General features: G+C 62.6%; 22 protein-coding genes. 12 read left to right on the top strand and 10 right to left on the bottom strand.

Annotated features, from left to right (window positions below; genetic code table 11):
* The 3 genes from kdpB to kdpF all read right to left on the bottom strand — a co-directional run.
* Nucleotides 1-2,069: potassium-transporting ATPase subunit KdpB (gene kdpB / locus VHD36_16745; protein HVU88975.1), on the bottom strand; the 2,069-nt coding region annotated here is incomplete at its 3' end.
* A 61-nt stretch (nucleotides 2,070-2,130) separates the two neighbouring features.
* Complete coding sequence (gene kdpA / locus VHD36_16740) at nucleotides 2,131-3,933, bottom strand: potassium-transporting ATPase subunit KdpA (protein HVU88974.1); 1,803 nt, start codon at nucleotides 3,931-3,933, stop codon at nucleotides 2,131-2,133.
* Nucleotides 3,930-4,022: a K(+)-transporting ATPase subunit F gene (kdpF, locus tag VHD36_16735; protein HVU88973.1), complete on the bottom strand. Its 93-nt coding sequence runs from the start codon at nucleotides 4,020-4,022 to the stop codon at nucleotides 3,930-3,932. Before kdpF ends, kdpA begins: the two co-directional genes overlap by 4 nt.
* A gap of 170 nt (nucleotides 4,023-4,192) precedes the next feature.
* Between kdpF and VHD36_16730 the strand changes: the two genes are divergently transcribed.
* The 4 genes from VHD36_16730 to VHD36_16715 all read left to right on the top strand — a co-directional run bounded on the left by VHD36_16730 (nucleotide 4,193) and on the right by VHD36_16715 (nucleotide 7,315).
* Complete coding sequence (locus tag VHD36_16730) at nucleotides 4,193-4,513, top strand: hypothetical protein (GenBank protein ID HVU88972.1); 321 nt, start codon at nucleotides 4,193-4,195, stop codon at nucleotides 4,511-4,513.
* A gap of 119 nt (nucleotides 4,514-4,632) precedes the next feature.
* Nucleotides 4,633-4,764: a hypothetical protein gene (locus VHD36_16725; protein HVU88971.1), complete on the top strand. Its 132-nt coding sequence runs from the start codon at nucleotides 4,633-4,635 to the stop codon at nucleotides 4,762-4,764.
* Nucleotides 4,765-4,770: 6 nt separating this feature from the next.
* A complete protein-coding gene (locus tag VHD36_16720) occupies nucleotides 4,771-5,160 on the top strand; it encodes a hypothetical protein (GenBank protein HVU88970.1) in 390 nt (129 codons plus the stop codon).
* 223 nt (nucleotides 5,161-5,383) lie between these two features.
* Nucleotides 5,384-7,315 (top strand): malate/lactate/ureidoglycolate dehydrogenase, encoded by a 1,932-nt coding sequence (locus tag VHD36_16715; GenBank protein HVU88969.1) that lies wholly within the window; start codon nucleotides 5,384-5,386, stop codon nucleotides 7,313-7,315.
* Between the two features lie 55 nt (nucleotides 7,316-7,370).
* On the opposite strand, the gene VHD36_16710 is transcribed toward VHD36_16715, so the two are convergent.
* Nucleotides 7,371-8,429, bottom strand: coding sequence for a PEP-CTERM sorting domain-containing protein (locus VHD36_16710; protein ID HVU88968.1), 1,059 nt, complete (start codon nucleotides 8,427-8,429; stop codon nucleotides 7,371-7,373).
* Between the two features lie 192 nt (nucleotides 8,430-8,621).
* Between VHD36_16710 and VHD36_16705 the strand changes: the two genes are divergently transcribed.
* Complete coding sequence (locus VHD36_16705) at nucleotides 8,622-9,386, top strand: aldolase/citrate lyase family protein (GenBank protein HVU88967.1); 765 nt, start codon at nucleotides 8,622-8,624, stop codon at nucleotides 9,384-9,386.
* Between the two features lie 3 nt (nucleotides 9,387-9,389).
* Here VHD36_16705 and VHD36_16700 read toward each other — a convergent pair whose 3' ends face one another.
* Nucleotides 9,390-10,019 carry a hypothetical protein gene (locus VHD36_16700; protein ID HVU88966.1) on the bottom strand — a complete coding sequence of 210 codons (630 nt, stop codon included), beginning with the start codon at nucleotides 10,017-10,019 and terminating at the stop codon, nucleotides 9,390-9,392.
* 185 nt (nucleotides 10,020-10,204) lie between these two features.
* Nucleotides 10,205-10,585 carry a hypothetical protein gene (locus VHD36_16695; GenBank protein HVU88965.1) on the bottom strand — a complete coding sequence of 127 codons (381 nt, stop codon included), beginning with the start codon at nucleotides 10,583-10,585 and terminating at the stop codon, nucleotides 10,205-10,207.
* Nucleotides 10,586-10,912: 327 nt separating this feature from the next.
* Between VHD36_16695 and VHD36_16690 the strand changes: the two genes are divergently transcribed.
* The 4 genes from VHD36_16690 to VHD36_16675 all read left to right on the top strand — a co-directional run bounded on the left by VHD36_16690 (nucleotide 10,913) and on the right by VHD36_16675 (nucleotide 16,094).
* On the top strand, nucleotides 10,913-12,124 hold the full coding sequence (locus VHD36_16690) for a phospholipase D-like domain-containing protein (protein HVU88964.1): 1,212 nt from the start codon (nucleotides 10,913-10,915) through the stop codon (nucleotides 12,122-12,124).
* Nucleotides 12,125-12,609: 485 nt separating this feature from the next.
* Entirely contained in the window at nucleotides 12,610-13,437 is an 828-nt protein-coding gene (locus VHD36_16685; GenBank protein ID HVU88963.1) for a dolichyl-phosphate beta-glucosyltransferase, read from the top strand.
* Nucleotides 13,438-13,674: 237 nt separating this feature from the next.
* A complete protein-coding gene (locus VHD36_16680; GenBank protein ID HVU88962.1) occupies nucleotides 13,675-14,646 on the top strand; it encodes a ChbG/HpnK family deacetylase in 972 nt (323 codons plus the stop codon).
* Between the two features lie 164 nt (nucleotides 14,647-14,810).
* Nucleotides 14,811-16,094: a glycosyltransferase family 87 protein gene (locus tag VHD36_16675; protein HVU88961.1), complete on the top strand. Its 1,284-nt coding sequence runs from the start codon at nucleotides 14,811-14,813 to the stop codon at nucleotides 16,092-16,094.
* On the opposite strand, the gene VHD36_16670 is transcribed toward VHD36_16675, so the two are convergent.
* A complete protein-coding gene (locus VHD36_16670) occupies nucleotides 16,091-16,321 on the bottom strand; it encodes a DUF1992 domain-containing protein (GenBank protein HVU88960.1) in 231 nt (76 codons plus the stop codon). The genes VHD36_16675 and VHD36_16670 overlap by 4 nt on opposite strands.
* A gap of 177 nt (nucleotides 16,322-16,498) precedes the next feature.
* Here VHD36_16670 and cls point away from each other — a divergent pair, with 177 nt between their 5' ends.
* A complete protein-coding gene (gene cls, locus VHD36_16665; GenBank protein HVU88959.1) occupies nucleotides 16,499-17,965 on the top strand; it encodes a cardiolipin synthase in 1,467 nt (488 codons plus the stop codon).
* Nucleotides 17,966-18,055: 90 nt separating this feature from the next.
* Here the strand turns inward: cls and VHD36_16660 are convergent, their stop codons facing one another.
* Together VHD36_16660 and VHD36_16655 are read right to left on the bottom strand one after the other, a co-directional pair.
* Nucleotides 18,056-18,385 carry a cupin domain-containing protein gene (locus VHD36_16660; protein ID HVU88958.1) on the bottom strand — a complete coding sequence of 110 codons (330 nt, stop codon included), beginning with the start codon at nucleotides 18,383-18,385 and terminating at the stop codon, nucleotides 18,056-18,058.
* Between the two features lie 57 nt (nucleotides 18,386-18,442).
* Nucleotides 18,443-21,553, bottom strand: a complete 3,111-nt coding sequence (locus tag VHD36_16655) for a HEAT repeat domain-containing protein (GenBank protein ID HVU88957.1) — start codon at nucleotides 21,551-21,553, stop codon at nucleotides 18,443-18,445.
* A 186-nt stretch (nucleotides 21,554-21,739) separates the two neighbouring features.
* On the opposite strand from VHD36_16655, the gene VHD36_16650 reads away from it, so the two are divergent.
* Together VHD36_16650 and VHD36_16645 are read left to right on the top strand one after the other, a co-directional pair.
* Nucleotides 21,740-22,063 carry a hypothetical protein gene (locus VHD36_16650; GenBank protein HVU88956.1) on the top strand — a complete coding sequence of 108 codons (324 nt, stop codon included), beginning with the start codon at nucleotides 21,740-21,742 and terminating at the stop codon, nucleotides 22,061-22,063.
* Between the two features lie 86 nt (nucleotides 22,064-22,149).
* Nucleotides 22,150-22,674 (top strand): gamma carbonic anhydrase family protein, encoded by a 525-nt coding sequence (locus VHD36_16645; GenBank protein HVU88955.1) that lies wholly within the window; start codon nucleotides 22,150-22,152, stop codon nucleotides 22,672-22,674.
* Between the two features lie 189 nt (nucleotides 22,675-22,863).
* On the opposite strand, the gene VHD36_16640 is transcribed toward VHD36_16645, so the two are convergent.
* Complete coding sequence (locus tag VHD36_16640) at nucleotides 22,864-23,421, bottom strand: PSP1 C-terminal domain-containing protein (GenBank protein ID HVU88954.1); 558 nt, start codon at nucleotides 23,419-23,421, stop codon at nucleotides 22,864-22,866.
* Nucleotides 23,422-23,671 lie beyond the last annotated feature (250 nt).

The raw sequence follows: 23,671 nt of genomic DNA, 5'->3' as shown, positions 1-23,671 counted from the left end.
CACACCAGGTGAACCGCGTTGATGAGCAGGTCGATGAGCTTGATGCCGGCGAAGGGCACGATCACGCCGCCGAGACCGTAGAGGAAAAGGTTGCGGCGCAGCATGGCCGCCGCGCCGATCGGCCGGTAGGCGACGCCGCGCAGCGCCAGCGGGATCAGGGCGATGATGATGATGGCGTTGAAGATCACCGCCGACAGGATGGCGCTGAACGGCGACGTCAGATGCATGATGTTGAGCGGCGCCAGCTCCGGGTACGCGACCAGAAACAGCGCCGGCAGAATGGCGAAGTACTTGGCGACGTCGTTGGCGATCGAGAAGGTCGTCAGGCAGCCGCGCGTCATCAGCAACTGTTTGCCGACCTCGACGATCTCCAGGAGCTTGGTCGGGTTGGAGTCGAGATCGACCATGTTGCCGGCTTCCTTCGCCGCTTGAGTTCCAGAGTTCATGGCCACGGCCACGTCAGCCTGGGCCAGGGCCGGCGAATCGTTGGTGCCGTCGCCGGTCATGGCCACCAAACGGCCGCCGGCCTGATAGTCGCGTATCAGCTTGAGCTTGGTCTCGGGCGTGGCCTGGGCCAGAAAATCATCGACCCCCGCCTCGGCGGCAATCGCCGCAGCCGTGAGCGGGTTGTCGCCCGTGATCATCACGGTCTTGATGCCCATCTGCCGCAACTGGGAGAAGCGGTCTTTGATGCCCCCTTTGACGATGTCCTTCAAGTAGATGACGCCGAGCGCGCGATTGTTTTCGGCAACGACCAGGGGTGTGCCCCCTTGCTTGCCGATCGCGTCGACCCGCGCACGCAAGGTATCTGGAAGCGCGCCGCCGTGCTGAGCGACGTAGGAATCGATGGCGTCCACGGCTCCCTTGCGCAAATGGCGGCCATCGAGATTGACGCCGCTGATGCGCGTCTGCGCCGAGAACGGAATAAACTCCGCCTGGCCATCGAGTTCGCGGCCGCGCAGGCCGTATTTCTCTTTGGCCAAGACGACGATGCTGCGTCCCTCGGGCGTTTCGTCGGGCAGCGACGATAGTTGCGCCGCTTCGGCCAGCGTCTGCAGATCGACGCCGTCGGCCGGCGTGAATTCGACCGCCTGGCGATTGCCCAGCGTGATGGTGCCGGTTTTATCTAGAAGCAAAACATCGACGTCCCCGGCAGCCTCGACGGCCCGGCCGCTCGTGGCAATGACGTTGGCCTGAATCATACGATCCATACCGGCAATGCCAATGGCCGACAGCAGGCCTCCGATCGTCGTGGGAATCAAGCACACCAAGAGCGCCACGAGCACGGTCACGGTAATCGGCGTCCCCTGCCCTGCCGCCTTCACGCTGTACAAGGAAAACGGCAATAGCGTAACGCAAGCCAGCAAGAAGACGATCGTCAACGCCGCGAGCAGAATATCGAGGGCAATCTCGTTGGGCGTCTTCTGACGCTTCGCCCCCTCCACCAGGTTGATCATGCGGTCGAGAAACGTCTCGCCAGGGTTGGCACCGACGCGGACGATCAGCCAATCGGAAAGGATCCGCGTGCCGCCCGTGACGCTACTGCGGTCGCCGCCGCTCTCGCGAATGACCGGGGCGCTTTCGCCCGTGATCGCGCTCTCGTCGATCGATGCGATCCCTTCCAGCACTTCGCCATCGGCGGGAATCTGATCGCCGGCTTCGACCAGGATCACGTCCCCCTTGCGCAACGTGGTCGCCGCGACCGATTCGCGCCGCGCGTCACGCTTCGGCTCGCGCAATTTCTTGGCCATCACGTCGCGGCGGGCACGGCGCAAGGCATCGGCCTGGGCCTTGCCGCGTCCCTCGGCCATGGCCTCGGCAAAATTGGCGAACAGCACGGTGAACCACAGCCACACGGAAATGGCAAGGATGAATCGCGCCGGCGCCTCGCCCGTCCCAACGAGAGCTTGCACCCACAGGATGCTCGTCAGAACGCTCCCTACCAGTACGGTGAACATGACGGGGTTGCGCACCTGGCGGCGCGGGTCGAGCTTCTTGAACGACTCGACAAGCGCCCGGCGAACAATCGCGGGGTCGAAGAGCGGTTTTGCTTGAACTTGCTTGGCCATGGGAATTGCTGCTTGTGTAAAGCGCCCTGTCAGGCGAAATCGATTTTTGGAATCAGACAGTTCAGCCGGCGAACATTTGCAACTGCTCGACGACCGGCCCCAGCGCAAGCGCTGGAATGAACGTGAGCGCGCCCACGATGATCACGATCGACGCCAGCAGGACCACGAACAGCGGTTCATGCGTCGGCAGCGTGCCCGCGCTCGGCGGCGTAACTTTCTTTGCCGCCAGCGAACCGGCGATCGCCAGGATCGGCACGGCCAGCCAATAACGGGCAATCAACATCACGATGCCCAGCGCCGTGTTGTAGAACGGCACGTTGGCGCTCAGTCCGCCAAAGGCACTGCCGTTGTTGTTGCCGGCCGACGAGAATGCGTAGAGCACCTCGCTGAAGCCGTGCGGCCCAGGATTGGGAATCGTGGGCGTGCCGGCCGGAGTCACGAGCCCTCCCGGCGTCACCACGGCAATCGCCGCACCCACGAGCACGACCAGCGGCGGAAACAGAATGACCAGCGAAGCCATCTTCATTTCATAGGCTTCGATCTTCTTGCCCAGATATTCCGGCGTGCGGCCGACCATCAGGCCAGCCACGAAGACCGTGATGATGGCAAACGCCAGCATGCCGTAGAGACCACTGCCGACGCCGCCGAAAATCACCTCGCCCAATTGCATCAGCCACATCGGGACGAAACCGCCCATCGGCGTCAGCGAATCGTGCATGCAGTTGACGCTGCCGTTCGAGGCGGCCGTCGTGGCGCTGGCCCACAATGCCGAAGGGCCGATACCGAAGCGGGCCTCCTTGCCTTCCATGTTGCCCCCCGGCTGCTGATCGCTGGGCTGCTGGTCGACGTCGAGCGCGGCGAAAGCCGGATTGCCATGCTCCTCCAAGCCCGCGCACAGGAACACGAGCGGAACGAAGATCAGCAGCATCGTGGCCAGGATCGCCCAGCCCTGCCGTGTGTCGCCGACCATCTCGCCGAACGTATAGCACAGCGCGGCCGAGATCACGAGAATCGCCAGGAGTTCAAAGAAATTCGCCAGCGGGGTGGGATTTTCGTAAGGGTGCGCGGAATTGACGTTGAAGAATCCGCCTCCGTTGGTGCCCAATTGCTTGATGGCGATCTGCGAGGCCGCCGGCCCCAGCGGCAACAGTTGTTCGGCCACTTCCTGACCGGTGGCGTCCTTGGTGCGCTGGACGAGTTGTGCCGTCTCATAAGGGGCGAAATTTTGCACCACGCCCTGCGAGACGAGGAACACCGCCAGCACGATCGATAGCGGCAGCAATATGTAGAGCGTGCTGCGCGTCAGATCGACCCAGAAGTTGCCGATCAATCCTTCGCCGTGCGTCATGGCCTTCTCTTCGCCAGCCTTGGGCGCCGGCCGGCTGCGAAATCCCCGAATCAGCGCCGCCAGTACGGCCAGTCCGGCCGCCGCCGACACGAAATTCTGCACCGTCAGCCCCAACATTTGCGTCAGGTAACTCATCGTCGATTCGCCGCCGTAGCCCTGCCAGTTGGTATTCGTGGCAAAGCTCGTCGCCGTATTGAACGACGAATCGGGCGAGACGTTGGCAAAGCTCTGCGGGTTCAACGGCAGCCACTGCTGAGTGCGCTGCAGAAGATAAACGACGAGGAAGCCCAGGAAGTTGAACAGCAGCATCGCGCCGGCGTAGACCTTCCACGTCATTTCTTCCTGTGGGCGCACGCCGGCCAGGCGATAGATCAAGCGCTCGACAGGGCCGAGGACGACGTCCAGTCCGCAGGGGCGCCCTTCGAAGACGCGGGTCATGAATCGGCCGAGCGGCTTGGCCAGTGCCACGAGCACGAACAGAAACAGCAGGATTTGCCCGATGGTAAACAAGCTCATGAGAACCACTCCGGCTTCAAAAGCGCAATCGTCAGATAGATCATCAACAGCGCGGAGATGACCGCGCCGGCCGCGTACAGCGGATTCATGGCGTTAACTCCAGTGCCTTTAGCTACGAGCACTCTCTCGTTGCGAACGCAGCCTAGCTACGAACCTTGTCGCAGAGCACGACCAATCCCCACGACAGTGCGAAGAAGACCGTGCCGAGAATCAAATACATGGCGTCCATTTCTTATGGCTCCCCGTGCCGAACTGCCTGATGAAACGCACATGGCGTGTCCACACGCGCCGACAAAATATTTTGCGGCTCCATCGTGAGCAGCGTTCTTCGGCGGGCGTTGCAATGGAAGTGCATCGTGGCAGGTTGCTTCTGTCGGCAATTGTACCGCTTTTTCGGCTGCTATGGCGCAAACGCTCTGTAAATAGTCGTTGGCTCCGCATCAACAACGCGCAAACATTTTTCTCAACCATCGTTGTCGCCCGTGCTTTCAGGGCAATGGGTGTTTCCGTCGCGCTGGCGCGCGATGCCGCACCGCAGCCTGCGTTTGCGCTTTGTAGACGCGGCGGAGGTTCGATTTGACGACATATCTGCGCTCGAAATCGATGACGCTCGCGTAGAATTTCGTTGAGTGAGAACCGCAAGAGTGCAACGTCCGAGGCGAGCGGACGAGGCATGCAGAAAACCAAAGGAGGCTCGTCGTGTTTCGCACGCAAGTGCCAGCTCCAGACAGAATCCCCGAGTCGGACGGATTCATGCTGGCCGATTTCTATCCCATCGCCGGTGTGGTGAGTATCGCGACATACCTCGTCGTCGCATGCCTGCTGGGGTAAACGACCATGAAACACTCTTTAATTCTACTGCCGCCTGAAATGATCCAGACGCCGGAAGGCGTCAGCCTGTATCGACTGTCATTCGTCGGAGGCCCACTGGACGGAGCCGCGATCGATTCGTCGGACCTGCCCGAGCCTTGCCTGGAACTGGCGTCAGGTCCCGCCAATTGCGCGACGCGCAGCGGTCTGGTCGTCCTGCCACGGCAAGCGCGATACCGACTGCAGTCGGTGCGCCTGGTGAACTGCGCGACGCCCGTCGTGGCCTGTGGCTACGAATACTGCGGCACCATTTCCGCACCAGCTTCGCGCTACTCCCCGTGGTGGAAACGGTGCTGGCACGCGGCTTGGGACTGGCTCGAACCGCATCCTGCCCCACACTTCACACGCATGCCCTAGAACGATTCGAGGGACATGCTCTTGGCTGCCGCCTCAGCCAGGGCCGCCGGCTCGAGCGCTCGACAAACCGCAGCGCTCGAGTCGGCTCTTTCGCACCTCGCACTAAGCAATACCTATGCCCCCCTCCAGACTCTTCGGAACGTACGCAGCTTGGGTTGCGCGGCGTGCTGTAGTTTCCACGCGGCGAGCCCGGCTCGGCCGGATCTGCACGGCACTTTTCATCATGGCCAGCGCCAGCTACGTGCCCGCGTTTGGCGCCGGTAATTCCGGGCCATGCCGATCGCGCCCCGCCCGTTGGCATGCAACCGAGACCGCCAATTTTCGTATCTACTCGTTCGGCGCGACTGCCGTCGGTCCGCAGATTGCCGAGCGCTGCGAGACGATGCGCACAGAGATTTTGCGGACATGGTTCGGGTCCAAGAACGACGAATGCTGGCACCCAAAATGTGCGCTCGTCTTGCATCCGCATTTGACTGGCTATCGCGCGGCCGTCGGAGCCATGGCCGACTGCACGTTTGCGGCATGTACGATTCACGCCGATGGCGCGAAGGTGCAACGACGCATTGATGTGCGTGCCGACCGCTCCGTATGGCTCGACCACTTGCCCCATGAGCTGGTGCATCTGATCATCGACGGGCGACTTACCACGGGCGAGCTGCCTCGCTGGATCGACGAGGGAATGGCCGTGACGGCTGATCCTGCCGCGCGGCAGGCAGCCCATTTGCAGGTCTTTCATCGTGCGCTCGCGCGCGGCGAGCAGTTCCGCCTGGCGGACCTGCTGACGCTTGCCGACTATCCGCAACGCGACCGGCTAGGAGTCTTCTACGGACAAAGCCTGTCGTTGCTGCAATTCCTGATCGAGCGGGGCGATCGTCGCAAGTTCGTCGACTTTGCCGCGGCGGCTCTGCGTGATGGCTACGACCGCGCACTGGCATCGTGCTACGCACTGGAGAACGTGGCCGCCTTGGAGCGCGCCTGGAGCGTCTACGCACGACGCGAGCAATCCACCGCATCGCGGTCGTTGGCCCGGCCTCCGGCAACCGCTACACTGGCGAACTTGTCGCGCTTTGCGCGGTCAATCGATGCCGGCCCCGATGAAGGAATCTGCCCGATGCTCGTCCAAAAAGCTCCTCTCGAGCGGCTCGCCGCCGCCATTTTCGAAGCCGCCGGATCCGGTCCGGCCGAAGCCGCCGCCGTCGGCGAGCATCTGGTCGAGGCCAACCTGGTCGGGCATGATTCGCACGGCGTTATTCGCATCGCCCCCTACATCAACTGGGTGCGCGAGAAGAAGCTGGTTCCGAATCAGCTGCCTCGTACGGTGATCAACGCCGGCTCGATCGGCGTGCTCGACGGGCAACTCGGCTACGGCCAGGTGATGGCCCGGCACGCCACGGACCTCGCTATCAAGCTGGCCAAGGAACACGCGATCGCGGCCGTCGCGCTGTTCAACTCGGGACACGTGGGTCGCGTCGGCGCCTGGGCCGAAATGGCAGCCCAAGCGGGTTTGGTCTCGCTCTGCTTCGTGAACACTTCGGGAGGTGGCATCCTCGTCGCTCCGACGGGTGGTATCGACCGCCGGCTGTCGGCCAATCCGATCGCCATCGCCGTACCGGTGCGCGGCGGAAAGCCGCTCTTGGTCGATATGTCGACCTGCGCGATCGCCGAAGGGAAAATTCGCGTCGCGTTCAACAAGGGGCAGCTCGTGCCCGACAATGCGATCATCGACGCCCAGGGGCGGCCCACGAACGACCCGCGGGTTTTCTACGCCGATCCGCCGGGGGCGATCCTACCGGTCGGCGGTCACAAAGGGTTTGGCCTGGGCGTCATGGTCGAGATGCTGGCCGGCGCGCTCACGGGCGGCGGCTGCTCGCGATCGAACGTACCGCGGCTGGAACAGGCCATGTTCACGATCACGATCGATCCGCATCGCTTCCAATCCGAGGATGCCTTCGCGAAGGAAGTGCAACAATACATCGACTTCGTAAAAAGCTCGCGCACCGTCACGCCCGACGGCGAAATCCTCATGCCCGGCGAGCCCGAAGAGCGCACCCGTTTCGCCCGCACAGCTCGCGGCATTGAGCTCGATGACATGACCTGGGGACAGATCAACGACGTGGCAAAATCGCTGAACGTCTCGACAAGCGATTACGTTTAATACAAAGATCGGACAACCACGTTTCCGATCGGTACTGGGCCAGCGGACCGCCTCATCATCGATTGCGGATTCGGCGACGGGCAAGCCAGATCGTCATCGCGAATGCCACGAGCAAACCGGTCGAGGGTTCAGGTACCGTTCGCAAAACAAAGGCGTGCGTCTGGCCGTTCAAAGTCCCGATACCCACGATGTCGCCGGCGTCATTGATGGCATTGGCCTGCTGCAAGACCCAACCGGGCTGATTGACCAGCGTCGTGAGATCTTGCATGGTGCCGCCGCTATAGATAAACGCGCGGGGTGAATTCTGAAATCCGAATTCGGCCATGCCCACGACCACTCCCGAATTGTTGATGCCGAACGCTTCCGTATCGGTTCGCGTGCCCAGGCTGGGGAGCAGCACCGGCTGAGTTCCATTCCAAAGAGTGGCCGTCAAGGTGAACGGCGAAGAGGGTGTCGAATAGCCGACGGATTGTCCCGCTTCGTTGACGCTGTATGCCGCGCCGATGGTCATTCCAGCAGGCAATCCAAGCTGGCCGATCGCGCCACCGATCCATTGCACGGGCAGGTTATTCGATTGACCGACGATCGTGCCGGCGTTGTTGATTCCGTACGCGTAGCTCCCCCCATTGGGCGTCAGCGCGCCGAGATCGGTCGCGGTTGTTCCGTTCCAAAGCACCGCGCGATATTGCAGGATGCTAGGACGGTAAGAGTATCCGATGACCTGATCAGAATCATTGATGTCCTGGGCCGAGGCGCCGTCTTGCTCCAGGTCGGGCAACTGGATGGTCGTCGTCCCGTTCCAATACACGGCGTTCAGATTCTGCGTCCAGGCAAGGTGGGCCGAGTCGTTGATCGCGAACGAAACATTGTTGTTGAAGACGCCGCCGGGAGGCGTAAGAACGCCGTTGGTCCAAACATAGCCGGTGCCAGCAAGGTTTAGTGCGACCTGGCCCGACTGGTTAATGTCTTTGGCTCCGCCCCCCGTGATTTGCACCACGCCCAAGTCGGTGAGCGTATAGGGCGAATCTCCGCGAGCTGGTAGCTGCAAGAGGAATAGGATTACTACCGATCCCTGGAGTATTGCTTTAAACCGAACGTCATGTTGTCTTCTCATTAGCGGCTTGCTCTTTGTTCCTGGTTTCTTGGCTGGTTATTTGCAGGTCCACGTGGTGCGGGCCAAAGCTCGCGCCAAACGATTCATTGCAGGTGTCGCTGGAGCGCGGTCCGTTCACTAGAATGTCGCAAACTCGCAGTATATCAAGTGGATTCGGAAATTACTGTTCTCAAAGGCCAGGAACGTCGACTCATGGCGACCTATCGCAACGTGCTTAAGGAGAAACTCGCCGCCGGGCAGTTCACGCGCGGCCTGTGGGTCACGCTCGAGGCGGCCACGATTACCGAGATTGCCGTCGAATTGGGTTTCGATTGGGTCGTGATCGACGCCGAACATGGCCATCTCGACTTCAAAGCCCTTCTGGAGCACATTCGCGCCACGCGCGGCAGCGAGACGACGCCGCTGGTGCGGATTGCCGAAATTCAGCAAGGCTTGATCAAACGCGTTCTCGATATCGGCGCCGCAGGCATCATCGTGCCGCAAGTCACGGGCGCGGAGGAAGTCGCCCGGGCCGTGCGGTTCGCCAAGTATCCGCCGCAAGGCATTCGCGGCGTGGGAGGCGAGCGGGCCACCGGCTGGTCGATGCACCTGGCCGAGGCGACCGCCGGCGCGAACGATCGCACGTTGGTCATCCCGCTCATCGAAACCGTCGAAGCCTATCAGTCGCTGGATCAAATCATGAGCGTGCCAGGCGTCGACGCCCTCTTCATCGGGCCGGCCGATCTGTCGGCCTCGGCCGGGCACCTGGGACAATGGGAAGGGCCGGGCGTCGCCGAAATGGTGCTGGCTATCAAGGATCGCGCCGCGGCGCGCGGCCTGGCATGTGGTGTCATGGCCAAGAGCGTCGACAACGCGCGACAAAGGCGCGATCAAGGATTTCGCCTCTTGGGCGTGGCCTCGGATACGGGCCTTATCATTCGCGGTGCAAAGGAATCGCTGGCCGCGCTCGATCGCTAGTGTTCATCTGACCGGCGATCTAGAACCACTCTCGGCAAGACGGAACACGCACTCGCGCGCCGGATTCGCCCGCAGGTCCACCAGGCGAACGACTTGCAGCTTTTTCGCGGCTTGCGGAAAGAACCGGTCGACGTAGCCGGCCGCGGCCAAATCTTCGAGCGACGCCGAGGGCGCAAGCGCGCTTTTCAGCAGGATAAGCTCATCGGCCGCGGATAGCTCGGCAACCCGGGCCGCGATCGAATCGCTCGTCACGTCCCAAGATTCAGGTAGCGGCGCTTTGCGGTGGGCGTCCACTTCGCGCATGAAGCGCCACGGCTCGAGAATCCCAAGCTGCGTGCCGGCGGCAGGCCCCCGCGGTTGAGGCATCGACACGTCGACCAAAAACTCCGCCTCGGGCAGAATTGAGCGCATCATTTCGGCCTGCAGGGCCATCGCGCGAATCGCTAGCCAGTGAGCCGCGCTATCGCTGAAGTGGTGAATTCCTTGGGCACGGCGGATCGCATCGACATGCGCCCCGCCCCCGATGACCAGGATCGCCCTGCCCGACGTTTGCGCTGCCAGCCACGCCCGCAGCCGCGCGGCGAGATCCGGCATGTCGAGCAAGCTGCCGCCAAGTTTTACAACGCGCAACACGAGGACTCACCACATAGAACAAGAATTCGTAGCCACAGAGATCACCGAGAACACAGAGATGCAAAATAGCTCAATACTTCTTTCTCCGTGCCCTCTGCGATCTCTGTGACTGAACTCTTTCACACGGCGCATGTCGAAAGTCAAGCTCGGGTTTATCGTTCTTTATGTTGCGCGGCATCAAGGTGTCATCGACGGGCAGATGCCGCTTGCGCCAGGGATTCAAAATCGATGTCTTCCTCGGGCACTAGCTCGATCTTGGCCTCGGGGAATAGCTTCCTGATGCGAGAAATCTGTGCGGCCGGCTTGCTCGCATTCATCCCCAGCACGAACTGCCCCTTTTCGCCCAGCCAACCGAGCGGCCACGGTGCGTCGTCCGTAGAGGGCTCGACGATGAATTCTTCTCCCGAGCGCGAAATGGCCGTTTGGATTCCCTCGAAGACATTGTATTTCTCGGGCGCATTGAGCACGGCCCTGCGCTCGCGCACCCAATTCACTTGGTAGCCGATCCAAGTCAAAGGACAGGCGATAAGAATCGTCGCAGCGGCCAATTTCTTTCGGCGCGGCATTGCAGGCCTCCTTGCCTCGATCGGAACGACGGGCTGACTGCTCGAATGGTAACGCCTCTCATAGCTCGCGCTCCATCCCAAACCAGCAAGGACAGGACTACGACGTTCCGTTGCTATCGGTCCGCATTTTGTCCGTGCCTCCGCGGCTTCATGGCTCCGTGGCTTCGCAGTGAGCCGGCCGTGGCCGGAACCGGCCGCCCCGATTCTCATCGCACGCCGTGTCGCGCATACAGAATATGCGGGCTGCGCCGCCTGATACGCACTTGTTTCAGGCATCCGGCATCCTCCCGCGCTCGGTATCGGCCGCCTTCTGTCTACGATAGAGGCATGAGCCATGTGTCCACGCATCAGGCGGTCGCCCCGGCCGCTGACATTGACGAGCCGCCCGTGATTTCCGTCGCCGGCCACGAGCTGACTCTGTTCGTCGAGTCGGCGCCGATGCTTGCGCGCATGGCCGAAGACATTCGTAGCGCCCAGACGCGCGTGTGGCTCGAATCGTACACCTTCGCCAGCGATACGGCGGGCCGCCTGATCGCCGAAGCTTTGATCCAGCGCGCGAAGGCCGGCGTCGACGTGCGCCTACTCTACGACGCCATCGGCAGCCAGGGAACGTCAACGGCACTATTGAAAATGATGCACGCGGCGGGCGTGAAAGTTCACGCCTTTCATTCGTTCTTGTACGCGCTGCGCAACCTGTCGTTCTTCGAGATCCTCAACCGCCGCAATCACCGCAAGCTGCTGGTGGTCGACGATCGCGTGGCGTACTTCGGTGGAATGAACGTCGTGGATACCAGGCCGCCGCCCACGCGCCGCGAGCAGCGACGCGACCTGGCCGAGGCCGGCGGCTGGCGCGACGTACACGTGCGCATGACGGGGGCACAGGTGGCCGACGTGGCGGAAAGCTTCGAGCGTTCCTGGCTACGGGCCCATCATCAGCCGATCGATCGCCGGCCGCGGTCTTATCGCCGCGTGCGTCTCCCGCGCGGTGAGCGCGATTTCATCCGCTTTTACGACAGCGGCCCAGGCTTGAACTTTTCGCGCGCCGAGCGCGTATTCACGCGCATCATCGGCCTGGCACGCCGGAGCGTGGTCATGTCCATGGCGTATTTCTTGCCCACCGGAAGGGTGCTGCGGACATTGAACCGCGTAGGGCATCGCGGTGCGCGCTTGACTCTGATCGTACCAGGGGCAAGCGACGTACCGCTCGTGCAACGGGCAACACGTTTTCTCTATTCTCGCCTGCTCGAGCGGGGCGTCGAGATCTACGAGCGCCAGCGCTCGATGCTGCACAGCAAGGCCATGGTCGTCGACGATCGCTACACGGTAGTCGGCTCGTGCAATCTCGACCCACGCAGCCTCGAGATCAATCTCGAATTCGTCGCCGTCATTCGTTCGGCGGCGATGGCACAGGCGGTCGCGGCCATTTGCGAGGCCGAAATCGCAGAAAGTCATGGCGTGACACTGGCCGATCTCGACCGGCACGGTCCGTGGCAGCGGTTTCTGGATCGCTGCGCGTATCTCTTGCGACGCTGGTTGTGAGTCTCTGGCAAGCGTGAGCTGCGCACAACGCGCTGATCGCATCTCGTGAACCAGCACGGCATGCTAGCACGACCCTCTCGAATTCGTCAGGCATTCGTTCGTCGAGCGGCGCGCCTGGAACTGCCGATACCAGCAATGCTGGCGGCGTTTTGTCGCCACAACATCCACCAGCCAGCGCGAAAACGCGACAAGATCCCTCCCGCGCGTCGATCACCGCGGCGGCCTTAGCACAACGGCGCGCGCCACCACCCACGCCAAGAACGCTTCGCACGGAACAGAGCCCAAGGTCCGCGCGCAATTGTAGTATCCGCGCATACGCCCTTTGGAGTATAGTTCCGCCGGCATGGCGTCCAGTTCGGGAAAGGCAGGCAAGTCCTTTGACGCATGCAAGCCACCTGCAGTCAACCCTCTTTCGCGTGGTCGGAACGATGCCAGTCGCCGACGAAAGTCGTGCAATACGTTCGGCAGCTTCTCTGCAAGGAAGCATGGCGCGTCCGCGATTGCGCGCCGGGAATCTGGCGGATTCGCTGCCGGCGACCGATCACGAGTTCACCGTCATCCTCCCGGCGTACAACGAAGAGCGACGCTTGCCTAAATCGCTCGAAGAGCTGGGGCAATTCCTCGATGCCACGCGGCTCGATTACCGCGTGATCGTCGCCGACGACGGTAGCCGCGACCGCACGCCCGAGCTGGCCGATGGCTTCGGTTCGCGATTCTCGACGGTGCGATTAGAGCAGAATGGCGGCAAAGGCCGCGCAATCCGCACCGCAATGCTAGCGGCCACGGGCCAGGTCGTCGCCTTTACCGACGCGGATTTGCCGTTTCGCTTGACCGCACTGCGGCAGGGCTACGATCTGATCGCCCAGGGCCAATGCGAGATCGCTTTCGGCAGCCGGCACATGGCACAGTCGGCTAATGTCGCCAGGCGGAACTTGATGCGTCGCATTGCTTCGCGTGCTTTTCACGGAGTCGTGAAATGCCTGGTGTCGACCGATGTCACGGACACCCAATGCGGGCTGAAGCTGTTCAGCCGGCGCGCGGCCGTGGAGATATTCTCACGAATGACCGTCGATGGCTTTGCGTTCGACACCGAAGTGGTATTGCTAGCGCGTCGTCTGAAACTCGCGCATCGTTGCCTGCCGGTGACGCTGGTGAATGAAATGGCCTCGACGGTATCGCTCGCGCGACACGCGTTGCCGATGCTGTTGGACGTCGTGAAAATGCGTGCCCGCCTTGATCAGTTGCAACTGTCGCCGGAACTACCGGCCGATTGGGGGCGTTTGTCGGCGCCGCCGGCCCGCCGCGCGGCGTAAGCGGTTAAATCATTGGGCGTCGCCGGGCTAATGCTTTTAACCCCGGACCTGATCAAGTCGCGCGCCGACGGCAAACGCATCGCGCCGAACCCAATTCGCCGAACGTCAATCTGACGTAGTCACAACGGCGTCAATCGACTATATCCACCACGTTCTCAGGGTCGCCGTGGTCGTTGCGGCGTCCGTGATCTTTCGTCGACCTCGCGCCCAGCGAGGACCATTGTTCGGGGACGAAGCGTGGCCCTGACCGTTGTGCTACACGCCGATGATTTCGGCCTGAACCAGGCGGTGACGGATGGAATCCTGCGCGGATTCACGCACGGCTTATTGACCAGTACGTCGGTGCTCGCCAATGCGCCTTATGCTGCGCCGGCGCTGGCCGCCTGGCAGCAGCTCGCCCGACGCGGCTCCGACAACTGGCCGTCACTCACATTGCGCCGCGAGCTGGACGACGCGCGACGCCCCGCCGACATGGGCGTGCATCTGAATCTCACGCAAGGGCGGCCGCTGACGGGCGAAAAATACCCCGCAGCGCTTTTAGACCGTGAAGGTCGATTCCCTGGGATTTTCGCGCTCTACGCGACTCTGCGGCGCAGTCAAGGCCAGCGCTACGCTCCACAGGTTCGCGACGAGCTAGCCGCGCAGATCGCCTGGACCGTCGATCACGGTGTGCAGCCAACACATCTCAACGGCCATCAATATGTAGAGTTGTTGCCGGTCGTCTCCGGCCTGTTGCCCGAGTTGCTCTCGCGGTTCGCGATACCCACGGTGCGCGTGGCGCTTGAACCAGCGCTGGCCAGAACGACCCTCGCCCACGGTTTTCGATTGCGCGAATGGATGCTGGCGCGCGTGAAACACTACTACGCGCGGCAGTTCGCGGCCAGTCCCGCCACGGCGATAGCCGCCGCGCCGCAATGTTTCTTTGGCACGGCGCACGCCGGACGTTTGAATCTGCGCACGATCGATCTGTTTCTTTCGCGCGCAGGAAGCGACCAAACCGTGGAAATCGGCATGCATCCAGGCCTGGCTGACGAACGGGTCCGTCCCAACGAAATCAGCGACGGTTGGCACGACCCCTTGAGCGCGCGGCGACCGGAAGAGCTCGCGCTTCTCGAATCGCCGCGACTGGCCGAACGCTTGAAATCCCGTCGAGTCACCTTAGGGCGCTTGGCCGATCTTCATCGACAGATTCGTCGCGCCGCGGCGTGAAATAGCAGACAACCAATAGAAGAGCGGGCGGAACCATGCCGAACACGAACCTGCTAAAGGATCCCCGTGAGGGTCTTCGCCATCGGCTCGTTCTTCCGATCAATGCGCCGCCCCTTCAGCCAGACGGTGCCGCACCGCAGCGGTCTGCGGGTCGGACGTCAGAGGTGTCGACGATCGTTTATCGATTGTCCGACGCGACGAACTGGTGGGAAATTCTGCCGGTCCGCGGCGAAAAGCCGACACGATTGTTTCAGTTGGCGGTATCGCTGTGGATCGTGTTCTTCGTCGTGTGTGGGGGAAAGGCCGTCGTGTCGCCCGTGAAGCACAACAGTTACTCAAGTTTCGAAACGGGTGCCGAGTTGTGGCTGGCCGATCTCAATATGTACCAGGGCTCATTCTACGAGTTTCGTTACGGACCAACGTTCGCCTTCCTTTTTACGCCCTTGACGCTTTTGCCGATGTGGTTGGGCTCGCTTCTCTGGATGTGGTTCAACCTGGCGGCATTCGCATGGGCGCTGCGCGCGCTGGTGCGCGACATTTTGCCCGGCCGGTGGAGTCCCAACCAGGAAGGAGCCTTCCTGATCTTGGTGCTATTAGCGACCTATCGCGGCTTTTGGACCGCGCAAACGAACATGCTAATTCTCACGTGCCTGGTCGCGGCCCTATTGGCCGTGGCGCAGCGTCGCTGGGCGGTGGCAGCACTGTTTTTGGCTGTGCCGGTGCACATCAAGGTCTGGCCAGCCGCGGCGGCGCTATTGATCATTGCCTGCTGGCCGCGAGCATTGACGGCGCGCTTCGTAGCAGCGCTCGTGGCTGTGGCGGCGCTGCCGCTGGCTATCAAGTGGCCTTGGCTCGTGTGGGCCCGCTACGCTGATTGGCATCGAGCACTGACGGGAAAGATGCAAATTCGCCACGATTACCACGATATGTGGACGCTGCTCGAAGTATTTCAACGCCCCGATACGACCGCCTACGCCATCTGGCAAGTTTCCTTTGGCATTCTCGTGCTCGCCTCGTGCCTGTGGCAGAAACAGCGAGGCGCTTCGACCAAGCAGATGTCGACGTTCTTACTCGGTATCTGGGCGGCGTGGCAATTGTCGTTTGGCCCAGGCACCGAACGCGCCACCTTCGGACTGATTGCCCCGCTCACGGCCTGGGGACTCATCACCGCTTTTTCGATCGAGCGCGGCCGGTCGTTGATGCTCCTGGCCTTCGGCCTCACCGTGCTCGGCGGGCTGGGACAGGTCGAGCGCGCCCTGCAGCCGATGTTTCCACTGGCCGCGGCCCTGCACCCGCTGGGCATTATGGTTTTCGCTGGCTGGTTGCTCGAATACGCGAGAGATTGGCGGTTGCCGTCATTTCCGATGATTGCGCGTCAGCATCAGCGCGTGCCGACCATTGTTTCGGAACCATTGCCAGGCATGCCAGCCTTCGCGTCAGCGGCTTAGCTGCCATCGGGCCGCAGGGCGCGGACCTGTTCCGGTCCGGTGAGCCCCTCGTGCGCGAGCTTGCGCCGAATCCACCAGTGAGGGTCGTATTCCTCATCAAAAATCGGGTGCGGTTTCCCGAAGCCGGGCATGTGATCGAAGTGTCCGGCGGCCTGCGCGGCCAGGATTTTGTCTTCGGCTACGATGCCGATCGCCCGTCCCGTCATCCAGCCGCGTTCTTGAGACATGTGTCGTCCTTGCCTTGTTTCGCGATCGGAATCTCGCTTCGCTGCCCCATTGTACGCGGGGCCGACCGCCAGGCCACGGCGATTCACCCCGCGAGCTACTCTTGCTTGGCGGTCACGGCCGCGAATTCTATAGTCCAGACACGCAACTGACATCCTGAGTTCGGCGGATCGAGATTGATGTTCGACTTCTTCGAATCGATCGACTGGTCGACGACGCTGTTCATCGCCGATTGGCTCATCCGGCTGGGGCTCTCTTTGCGCGTCATCATGCGCGGCCGGCCGGTTGGCTTCACGCTCGCCTGGCTGACCGTGGTTTTGATCTTTCCGATCGGCGGCGCCGTTCTCTACCTGATGTTCGGCGAGCTGCGCCTGGGGCGCCGCCGCGCGGAATGGGCCGCGCGCATTCACGGGCCATACCGCCAATGGCTGGCCGATCTCAACCAGCGCCGAGAGGTCGATTGGGAACCCCTGGGCGCGGCCTGTCAATCGTTGTCGACGCTTTGCGATCGCGCTGTCGGCATTCCCGCCATGCCGGCCAACGACGTGCAGCTGATCACCGACGCCGGGGCGACCTTCCGCTCGCTGGTGGCCGATATCGATGCCGCACGGCGCACCGTACACCTCGAGTTCTACATCTGGGCCGCGGGTGGCGACGCGGACCTGGTCGTCGAAGCTTTGCTCCGCGCCGCGGCGCGCGGCGTGATCTGCCGGGTGCTGGTCGACGCCGTCGGCAGCAAGGAATTCCTCGCAAGCGAGCCGTGCCGACGTTTGAAGGACGGCGGCGTTGCGCTGCACGCGGCGCTGCCGGCCAATCTGCTGCGGATGCTCTTCTATCGCCTCGACCTGCGCATGCATCGCAAGATCGTCGTGATCGACGGCGAAATTGCCTATACCGGCAGCCAGAACCTGGTTGATCCGCGTTTCTTCAAGCAAAACGCCGGCGTCGGTCAGTGGGTCGACGCCATGGTCCGCATGCGCGGCCCTGCGGTTGAGGCGCTCGGCGTCACGTTTCTCGAAGATTGGGAACTCGAAACAGGCGAGGGAATCGAACAGCTTCAACAGACGGGCGACGTTCACGAAGTGGCCGATGCCGGCGCCTCGGCGGTGCAGGTGATTCCATCAGGGCCTGTGCTGCCCGTGCAGGCGATCCAAGCCGTCCTGCTGTCGGCGATCTACAGCGCGCGGCGCGAGTTGGTGCTGACGACGCCCTATTTCGTGCCCGACGAGCTTTTGCTGACCGCGCTATTGTCGGCGGCGGGGCGCGGCGTGCAGGTGACGATTATCCTGCCCGAGCGCGTTGACTCTCGATTGGTGCGGATGGCCAGCCAGGCGCACAAAGGAGAATTGCTGGCCGCCGGCGTGCGCATCATGCTCTTCAAGGGCGGGCTATTGCACACCAAATCGGTGACGGTCGACGACCGGCTGTCGCTTTTTGGCAGCTTGAATCTCGATCCGCGCAGCCTGCAGCTGAATTTCGAGATCACGATGGCGCTCTACGACCCCGATTTCACAGGCCGGCTGCGGGCGCTGCAGAATTCGTACGTCGACAAGTCCGCGGCCATGGACCGCAAGCGCTGGGAGAAACGGTCGTTCGCCGTCCGCTTCGTCGACAACGCGGCGCGGCTCTTGAGCCCGCTCTTGTAAGTGATGAGCGAGGAGTGATGAGTGATGAACGAAAGAGATTAGAACATGCCTGTCTTTTAGTTCATCACTCAGCACTCATCACTCCGCGCTTCATTTGTAATCGTCGCGGATCGGATAAAACACATCGAGCGCCTTCACGGGCTTATCGCCGGCGATCACCTTGTGGACCACGCCGCCGGGGATGCGCCACATCTCGCCGGCCCGCACGATTTTCGATTCGCCGCCGACGATGAATTCGGCTTCGCCTTCGAGCATCAGCCCCATCTGCTCGTGCGGATGGCTGTGCGCTTCGACCACGGAATGCGGCTCGAACTCGACCAGCGACAGCATCAAGTGATCGCCGTGCGTGGTAAAGATCTGCACACCAGGAAAGATCTGGTGGTTCGAGCACTGCGACTTATCAACGAAATAAGGGATCATCCTCGGTATCTCCGAATACGTTCTGTCTGCCGCCCGCTGCCTGCTGCCCTCTGCCGACTAATTACTGCTCGCCGTTTCCGTCTTTTGTTTCTGCTCGAGCAAGAATCCCAGCAGATTGTAGTAATCGGCCTCAGGGATCAAGTCGACCACGTTAGCCGGCATGGGCGAAAGCTTGCTCAACGAGCGTTCTTCGACTTCGCCCCGCGGCAGGCGGATTTCCTTGCCTTGGGCGTCGGCCAGCACCAGCACTTCGCCTTCCTCGCGCAAGAGCAATCCCGAGATCACATTGCCGCCGGTGGTATTGATGAGCGTGGTGCGGAATGCCTGATCGACGTTGCGGCTCGGGTCGAGCGTGTCTTCGAGCAAGCGATCGAGCCCCCGCAGGCCGACGCCGTCGAGCCCCGGCCCGATCTTAGCTCCCTGGCCGCCTAATTGATGGCAGGCGGCGCAGATTTTCGTGAACACCTGCCGACCAGCAACGGCATCGACCTGTGCTTTGCCAAAGCCTGCGCGACGCGCGTCGACCAGTTCCGCGAGGCGCGCATCGGCCGGGGGCAGATCGGCCGTCAGTTTCGCCAGCCGATCATTAAGCTCGGGCAGCTTCGCCGCGGCGAGTTTTTGTTCCACGGCCGCGTCCTTGAGCAGTCGCGGCGAGCAACGTCCCGCGGCCACTTCGGCCAGAAGCGCCTCGCCCCCGTCGGCCGTGCCGGCCAGGCCGCGGGCGATTTCAATGGCCAGGCGATCGGGCGCGGCCTTCAATTGTTCGGCAAGCGCCGCGCGGCCATCCGGCAGGTTCATGGCCGCCAGCACCGTCGCCGCCTTCTGCCGCATCGGCATCCCTTCCGCCGCGTCGGTCAGGATCGTGCGGGCAATCGGCAAAGCGCGGCCACCATCAATGGCCACACAGCCATCAAGCGCCGCGCCGCGCGCCTCGGGCAGTTTCGATTCGCGCCCGGCCAGCACCGCCAGCGCATCGAACGCCGGCGCCACGTGCAACTGCCGCGCAAGCTCGATGCCACGGTCGACACTCGGTCGATCGGACTGCGCGAGCAGAACCGTCGCCACACGCGCCGCCCAATCGCTCGTAAATGCCGGCACCGGCTTGGCGCGTTCTTGCGCGGCCCGAGCCAGCGACAAGAGCGAACTTTGCTGCCGGGAATACGAACCGGCCGCGACGGCCTGAGCGCGACGCATGGCGTCGGCAAATTGCTCGTCGGTCGTATAGCGCACCGCGTCGTGCAAGTACTCGGCCAGCGGCCCATCGTCAAGCGCGTGTGTTTCAGCAAACGAAAGCAGGTAAGCCGCCGATTCGCCGTTACGCACGCCCAGGCTCACGTCCGCCAGCCGCGCCGCATATTCAGGCTTTGCCGCAACAAGAGCCGCCAGGGAACCATAGCTACCCGGCAGCAGCAGTTGATCGCGCAGCGCCATCCGCACGGTGTGGATCAAGTGCGTGTCGTCCCCAGGCGTTTCAGCCCACAGGGCCAAAAGCGGCTCGACGTTCTCAGCTGCCGGATGTCGGCCCAGGGCATCAGCGGCCGCGCGGCGCACGAACGGATCGGTATCTTTGAGCTTCTCGCGCACCAGCGCGAACCAATCGCCTGAGCGACTCCAATCGTCGCGCTCGGCCAGGGCTTTTACCAGGTGCACGCGCACCAGGCGCGACGGATCGTTCGCCAACCGTTCGACAGCGTCACGCGGCAAGCCGTCGGCCAAAGCTCGTTCCGCGAGCCACAAGGCGTGCGCCCTGCGCGCGGCGATGGCGTCGTCGGTCGCCGTCGAGCCGATCGCTGCCTTTAGCAAATCGCGATGGCTCGTCGCCACGCTCTCGCCGGTGCCGAGCAGTGTCGTCAAGCGCTCGCTGGCCAACACGCGCACCGTCAGGTTCGGATCGCCGAGCAGATCCATCAGCTGTTCCGCCCGCAATCCGGTCAGGTCAGGCATGGAGCGAGGCGGCGCTGCCGGCGTCTTCTCAGTTCCCGTGTACACCACGCGCCAAATGCGCCCCAGGCTGCGGTCGCGGCGTGGATGCGTAAGCGGCACCTCGTAATGCCCGATGATACAGTTGTAGAAATCGGCGATGTACAGTGCGCCGTCGGGGCCGAGCTTGATATCGACGGGCCGAAACCAAGGATCGTCGCAGGCGATGAAGTCAGGCTGCTCGATCGCCTTGTAGCTCGAACCGTGCTGCTCGAAACGGTCGTGATTGATCTTGCCCGTCACTGGGTTGCCGATGAACACCGTGTCGCGATATTCGGCGGGAAAATGGTCGGCCGTGTAATAGACGACCCCGGCGATACCGGTCGAGCCGTGAAAATGCTCGATCATTTCCGGACCGTAGCCCAGCCCGTCGTGCGGCTTGCCAAAGCTGGGATACCACGCGCCGCGCAATAGCATGTAGATCGGCTTTGTATGGCAATCGGAGGAGTACAGGTTCCCCAGCGGATCCATCGCCAGGCCGAACGGGTTCACCTGGCCGTGCGTGAACTGCTCGATGTGCGAGCCGTCGGGCCGAAACCGATACGTGTTGCCGGAGTTCATCTTCACGGCTTTGCCGTCGGCCCCTTTTACATTCGAATCGTTCGAGAAACCGTGACAGGCGTAAACCCAGCCATCGAGCCAGCGGGTAAAGCTGCTGGCCATGCCGTGCGTATCGCGAAAACCGAAGCTGCTGTAGATCGGCTGCCCCGGCTGGTAGTGGCCGTCGTGCTGCGGGTCGGCGGCGCGATAGATTTCGGGAATGTTGTAGTAGATCAGCGCATCTTCGCGCGGCAGCAGGCCGATCGGGATGTTCAAACCCTGCACCACGGTAACAACGTTCGCTGGCCTACCGTCGGCGCCGATGTTGTCAAAGCGTTTGATCACATCGCGCCGCGGCTCCCCCTCCTTGGCCGGAAACGGATATTCCTCCGACTGCGTGGCGTACAGCCGGCCATGCACGTCGAAATTGAGATTCATCGGCTTGCGAATCTCGGGCTCGGCCGCCACGAGCTGGATCGAAAAGCCCGGCGGCAAGCGGAATTTCTTCTGCTGCTCGGCGGCAGAAATCGCCTCGGTCGGCGCGACCAGTTGCGGCGAGTCCGAAAGCTTATCGGCGGCCGCCGTCGTCGACGCGACCAACGCCACGATGCACCCCGCCAACCAAACAGCACAGTAAGAGCGCGGCATGAGGAGTTCCAACAGCGTGAGGGAGCCCGGCAGAATTCAAAACGCCGGAACGGGGGCGGGGATTCAAAGACCGGCGCCGCGGCGGGCCATATCAAGTTCCTAGTGTAAAATGCCGTTTATGGCCGGGCAAGCTGCGCTGCGCGGCCGATATGGGCTTGTTGACCGTTTCTCCGCGAGGATCATGCCATGCCTCATCCGTCCGCAAGAACTCGACTCACAGCCGTGTCGGTCGTCGTCACGGTTACGATCGTGGCCTTGTTTGGGATGGTGCTGGGGGGAGCATTCGGTGCGGCCGCCGGAAAGATATCGCCGGGCATTTTTCAAGATATGATGCTGCACGATGTCGAGCCTCAGCGGGCGGCCATTGTGCTTGGCGCGTTTGGCGGCATCATGTGTGGCGGCGCGCTCGGCGGGCTAGCCGTCGTTGCCGAGATGGTCAGCCTGGTCGTATCAAGTCGCTTGCGTGATCAGGCGCCGGGTCGCCCCAGCGAGGCGGCGAAGTCAGGGTAAAGTTGCGTGCGGTATCTAGCCCTGGTCGTTGAACGCCGTTACGCTTGCTTGCGACCAGATTACAAGAAGCGCAGAGCAGGCCCCTCATGTCCGAGCATTCAGACTCCGCCCGATTTCGCAGCGAACAGATCCATCCAAGCGTCTACCTGGCCGAAGGAGTGCGCATCGCCGGCGATGTCACGATCGGCGAGGATTCGAGCCTGTGGTTCAACGCCGTGATCCGCGGCGATTGTGCCCCGATCCGCATCGGCCGGCGGACGAACATCCAGGACAACGCCGTGATCCACGCCGATCCCGGCTTTCCGTGCACAATCGGCGACGGCGCCACGATCGGTCACACCGCCATCGTCCACGGAGCCGAGATCGGCGACAACGTCGTCGTCGGCATGCACTCGGTCGTGATGAACGGCGCTAAAGTCGGGGCCAATTCCATCATCGGCGTCGGCGCCGTCGTTACCGAGGGCGTGGAGATTCCGCCCGGCTCGCTCGTGATGGGCCTGCCCGGCAAGATCAAGCGCGAGCTGACCGAGGCCGAGATCGCTGGCAATCATCTGTCGGCCGAACACTACGTACACAACGCCCGCGAATACGCCGCAGCGCGACGCGTGTAATTCCGCCGCTTGCGCGCCGTAAGGGTGCCATGCTTTTTCGGCGCAGCCGAATAAGTATGCGTCCAGCAGTTCGGCAGGCGTGTCACACCAGCCCGAAGCGCCAGCGAGGGATGATCAGGAAGTTGACCGACGAACATCCCTCGCTGGCGCGTCGGGCTAGTAAGTAGCCCATTCGCCGACCGGCCCGAATTAATTTCGCCGCGTCGAGCAGGCGCTTGCCACGGCGCAGCCCGTCGCGCAACTGGTGCAGCCATGTCCCGCGGCCGATTCGGTGCCGCAGTCGGGACCGCAACCGTTGGTGAGCGTGTCGGCAAAGTTGCGAAACTGCGCTTTTGCCTCGTAGACCTCGGCCAGTTCGCCGGTGACGTGCTCGACTTCGGCCGGCACGTCCCCCAGGAAATAAAATACGAGCGTCCGCCCGTCGAACAAATGCTCGACGTCCATCAGGCACGCGGACAACCCACGTTCGTTCAAACGCTGCTGACAGGCGGCGAAGGCAGCATGCGAATTTTTCGCAAGCCGACTTTCCAACAGCCGGTCCTCGATCGTCATCGCGCGGAGGATGGTTCCCTCGTGGTCGTGGGTCGAACCCAACTCGTCGGGCGGACTGAGCACCTCACCGATTTCCATGCCTCGCGCGGTTCGCACCACGACCCGCGTATGGCGCGCGTACCGGCCCGCCTCGGCCGCGTCGAAGCGACCGACCACGCCCATGGTTCCCACGCGCACTAGATGCAATCGCGACATGCGAATTCCTCGGCGATTTCCGAGCGGCCCTCGGCGATGAGTGCATGGCCAGCTCCGTATCTCTTATCTCTCAGTGCCGCTCTATTTCTATTGTGGGTCGAAACAGGCCTGGTGCCAAGCCGAAGCCGGCCGCGGGCCCGCTCCTTGGATATCGACCACGTGGTGCGTGCCGCACCAGCACGGCTTGTGAAATCCGCTTTCTCGGCGATACTTAGGCCAATCGGCCGTTCGGCCGGCCGCCACCGGATCT

The organism is Pirellulales bacterium (genome assembly GCA_035546535.1).
In the GTDB taxonomy this organism is placed as follows: Bacteria; Planctomycetota; Planctomycetia; order Pirellulales; family JACPPG01; genus JACPPG01.
The sequence above is the reverse complement of the archived record's forward strand: the minus strand, read 5'-3'. Positions and strand labels throughout refer to the sequence as shown.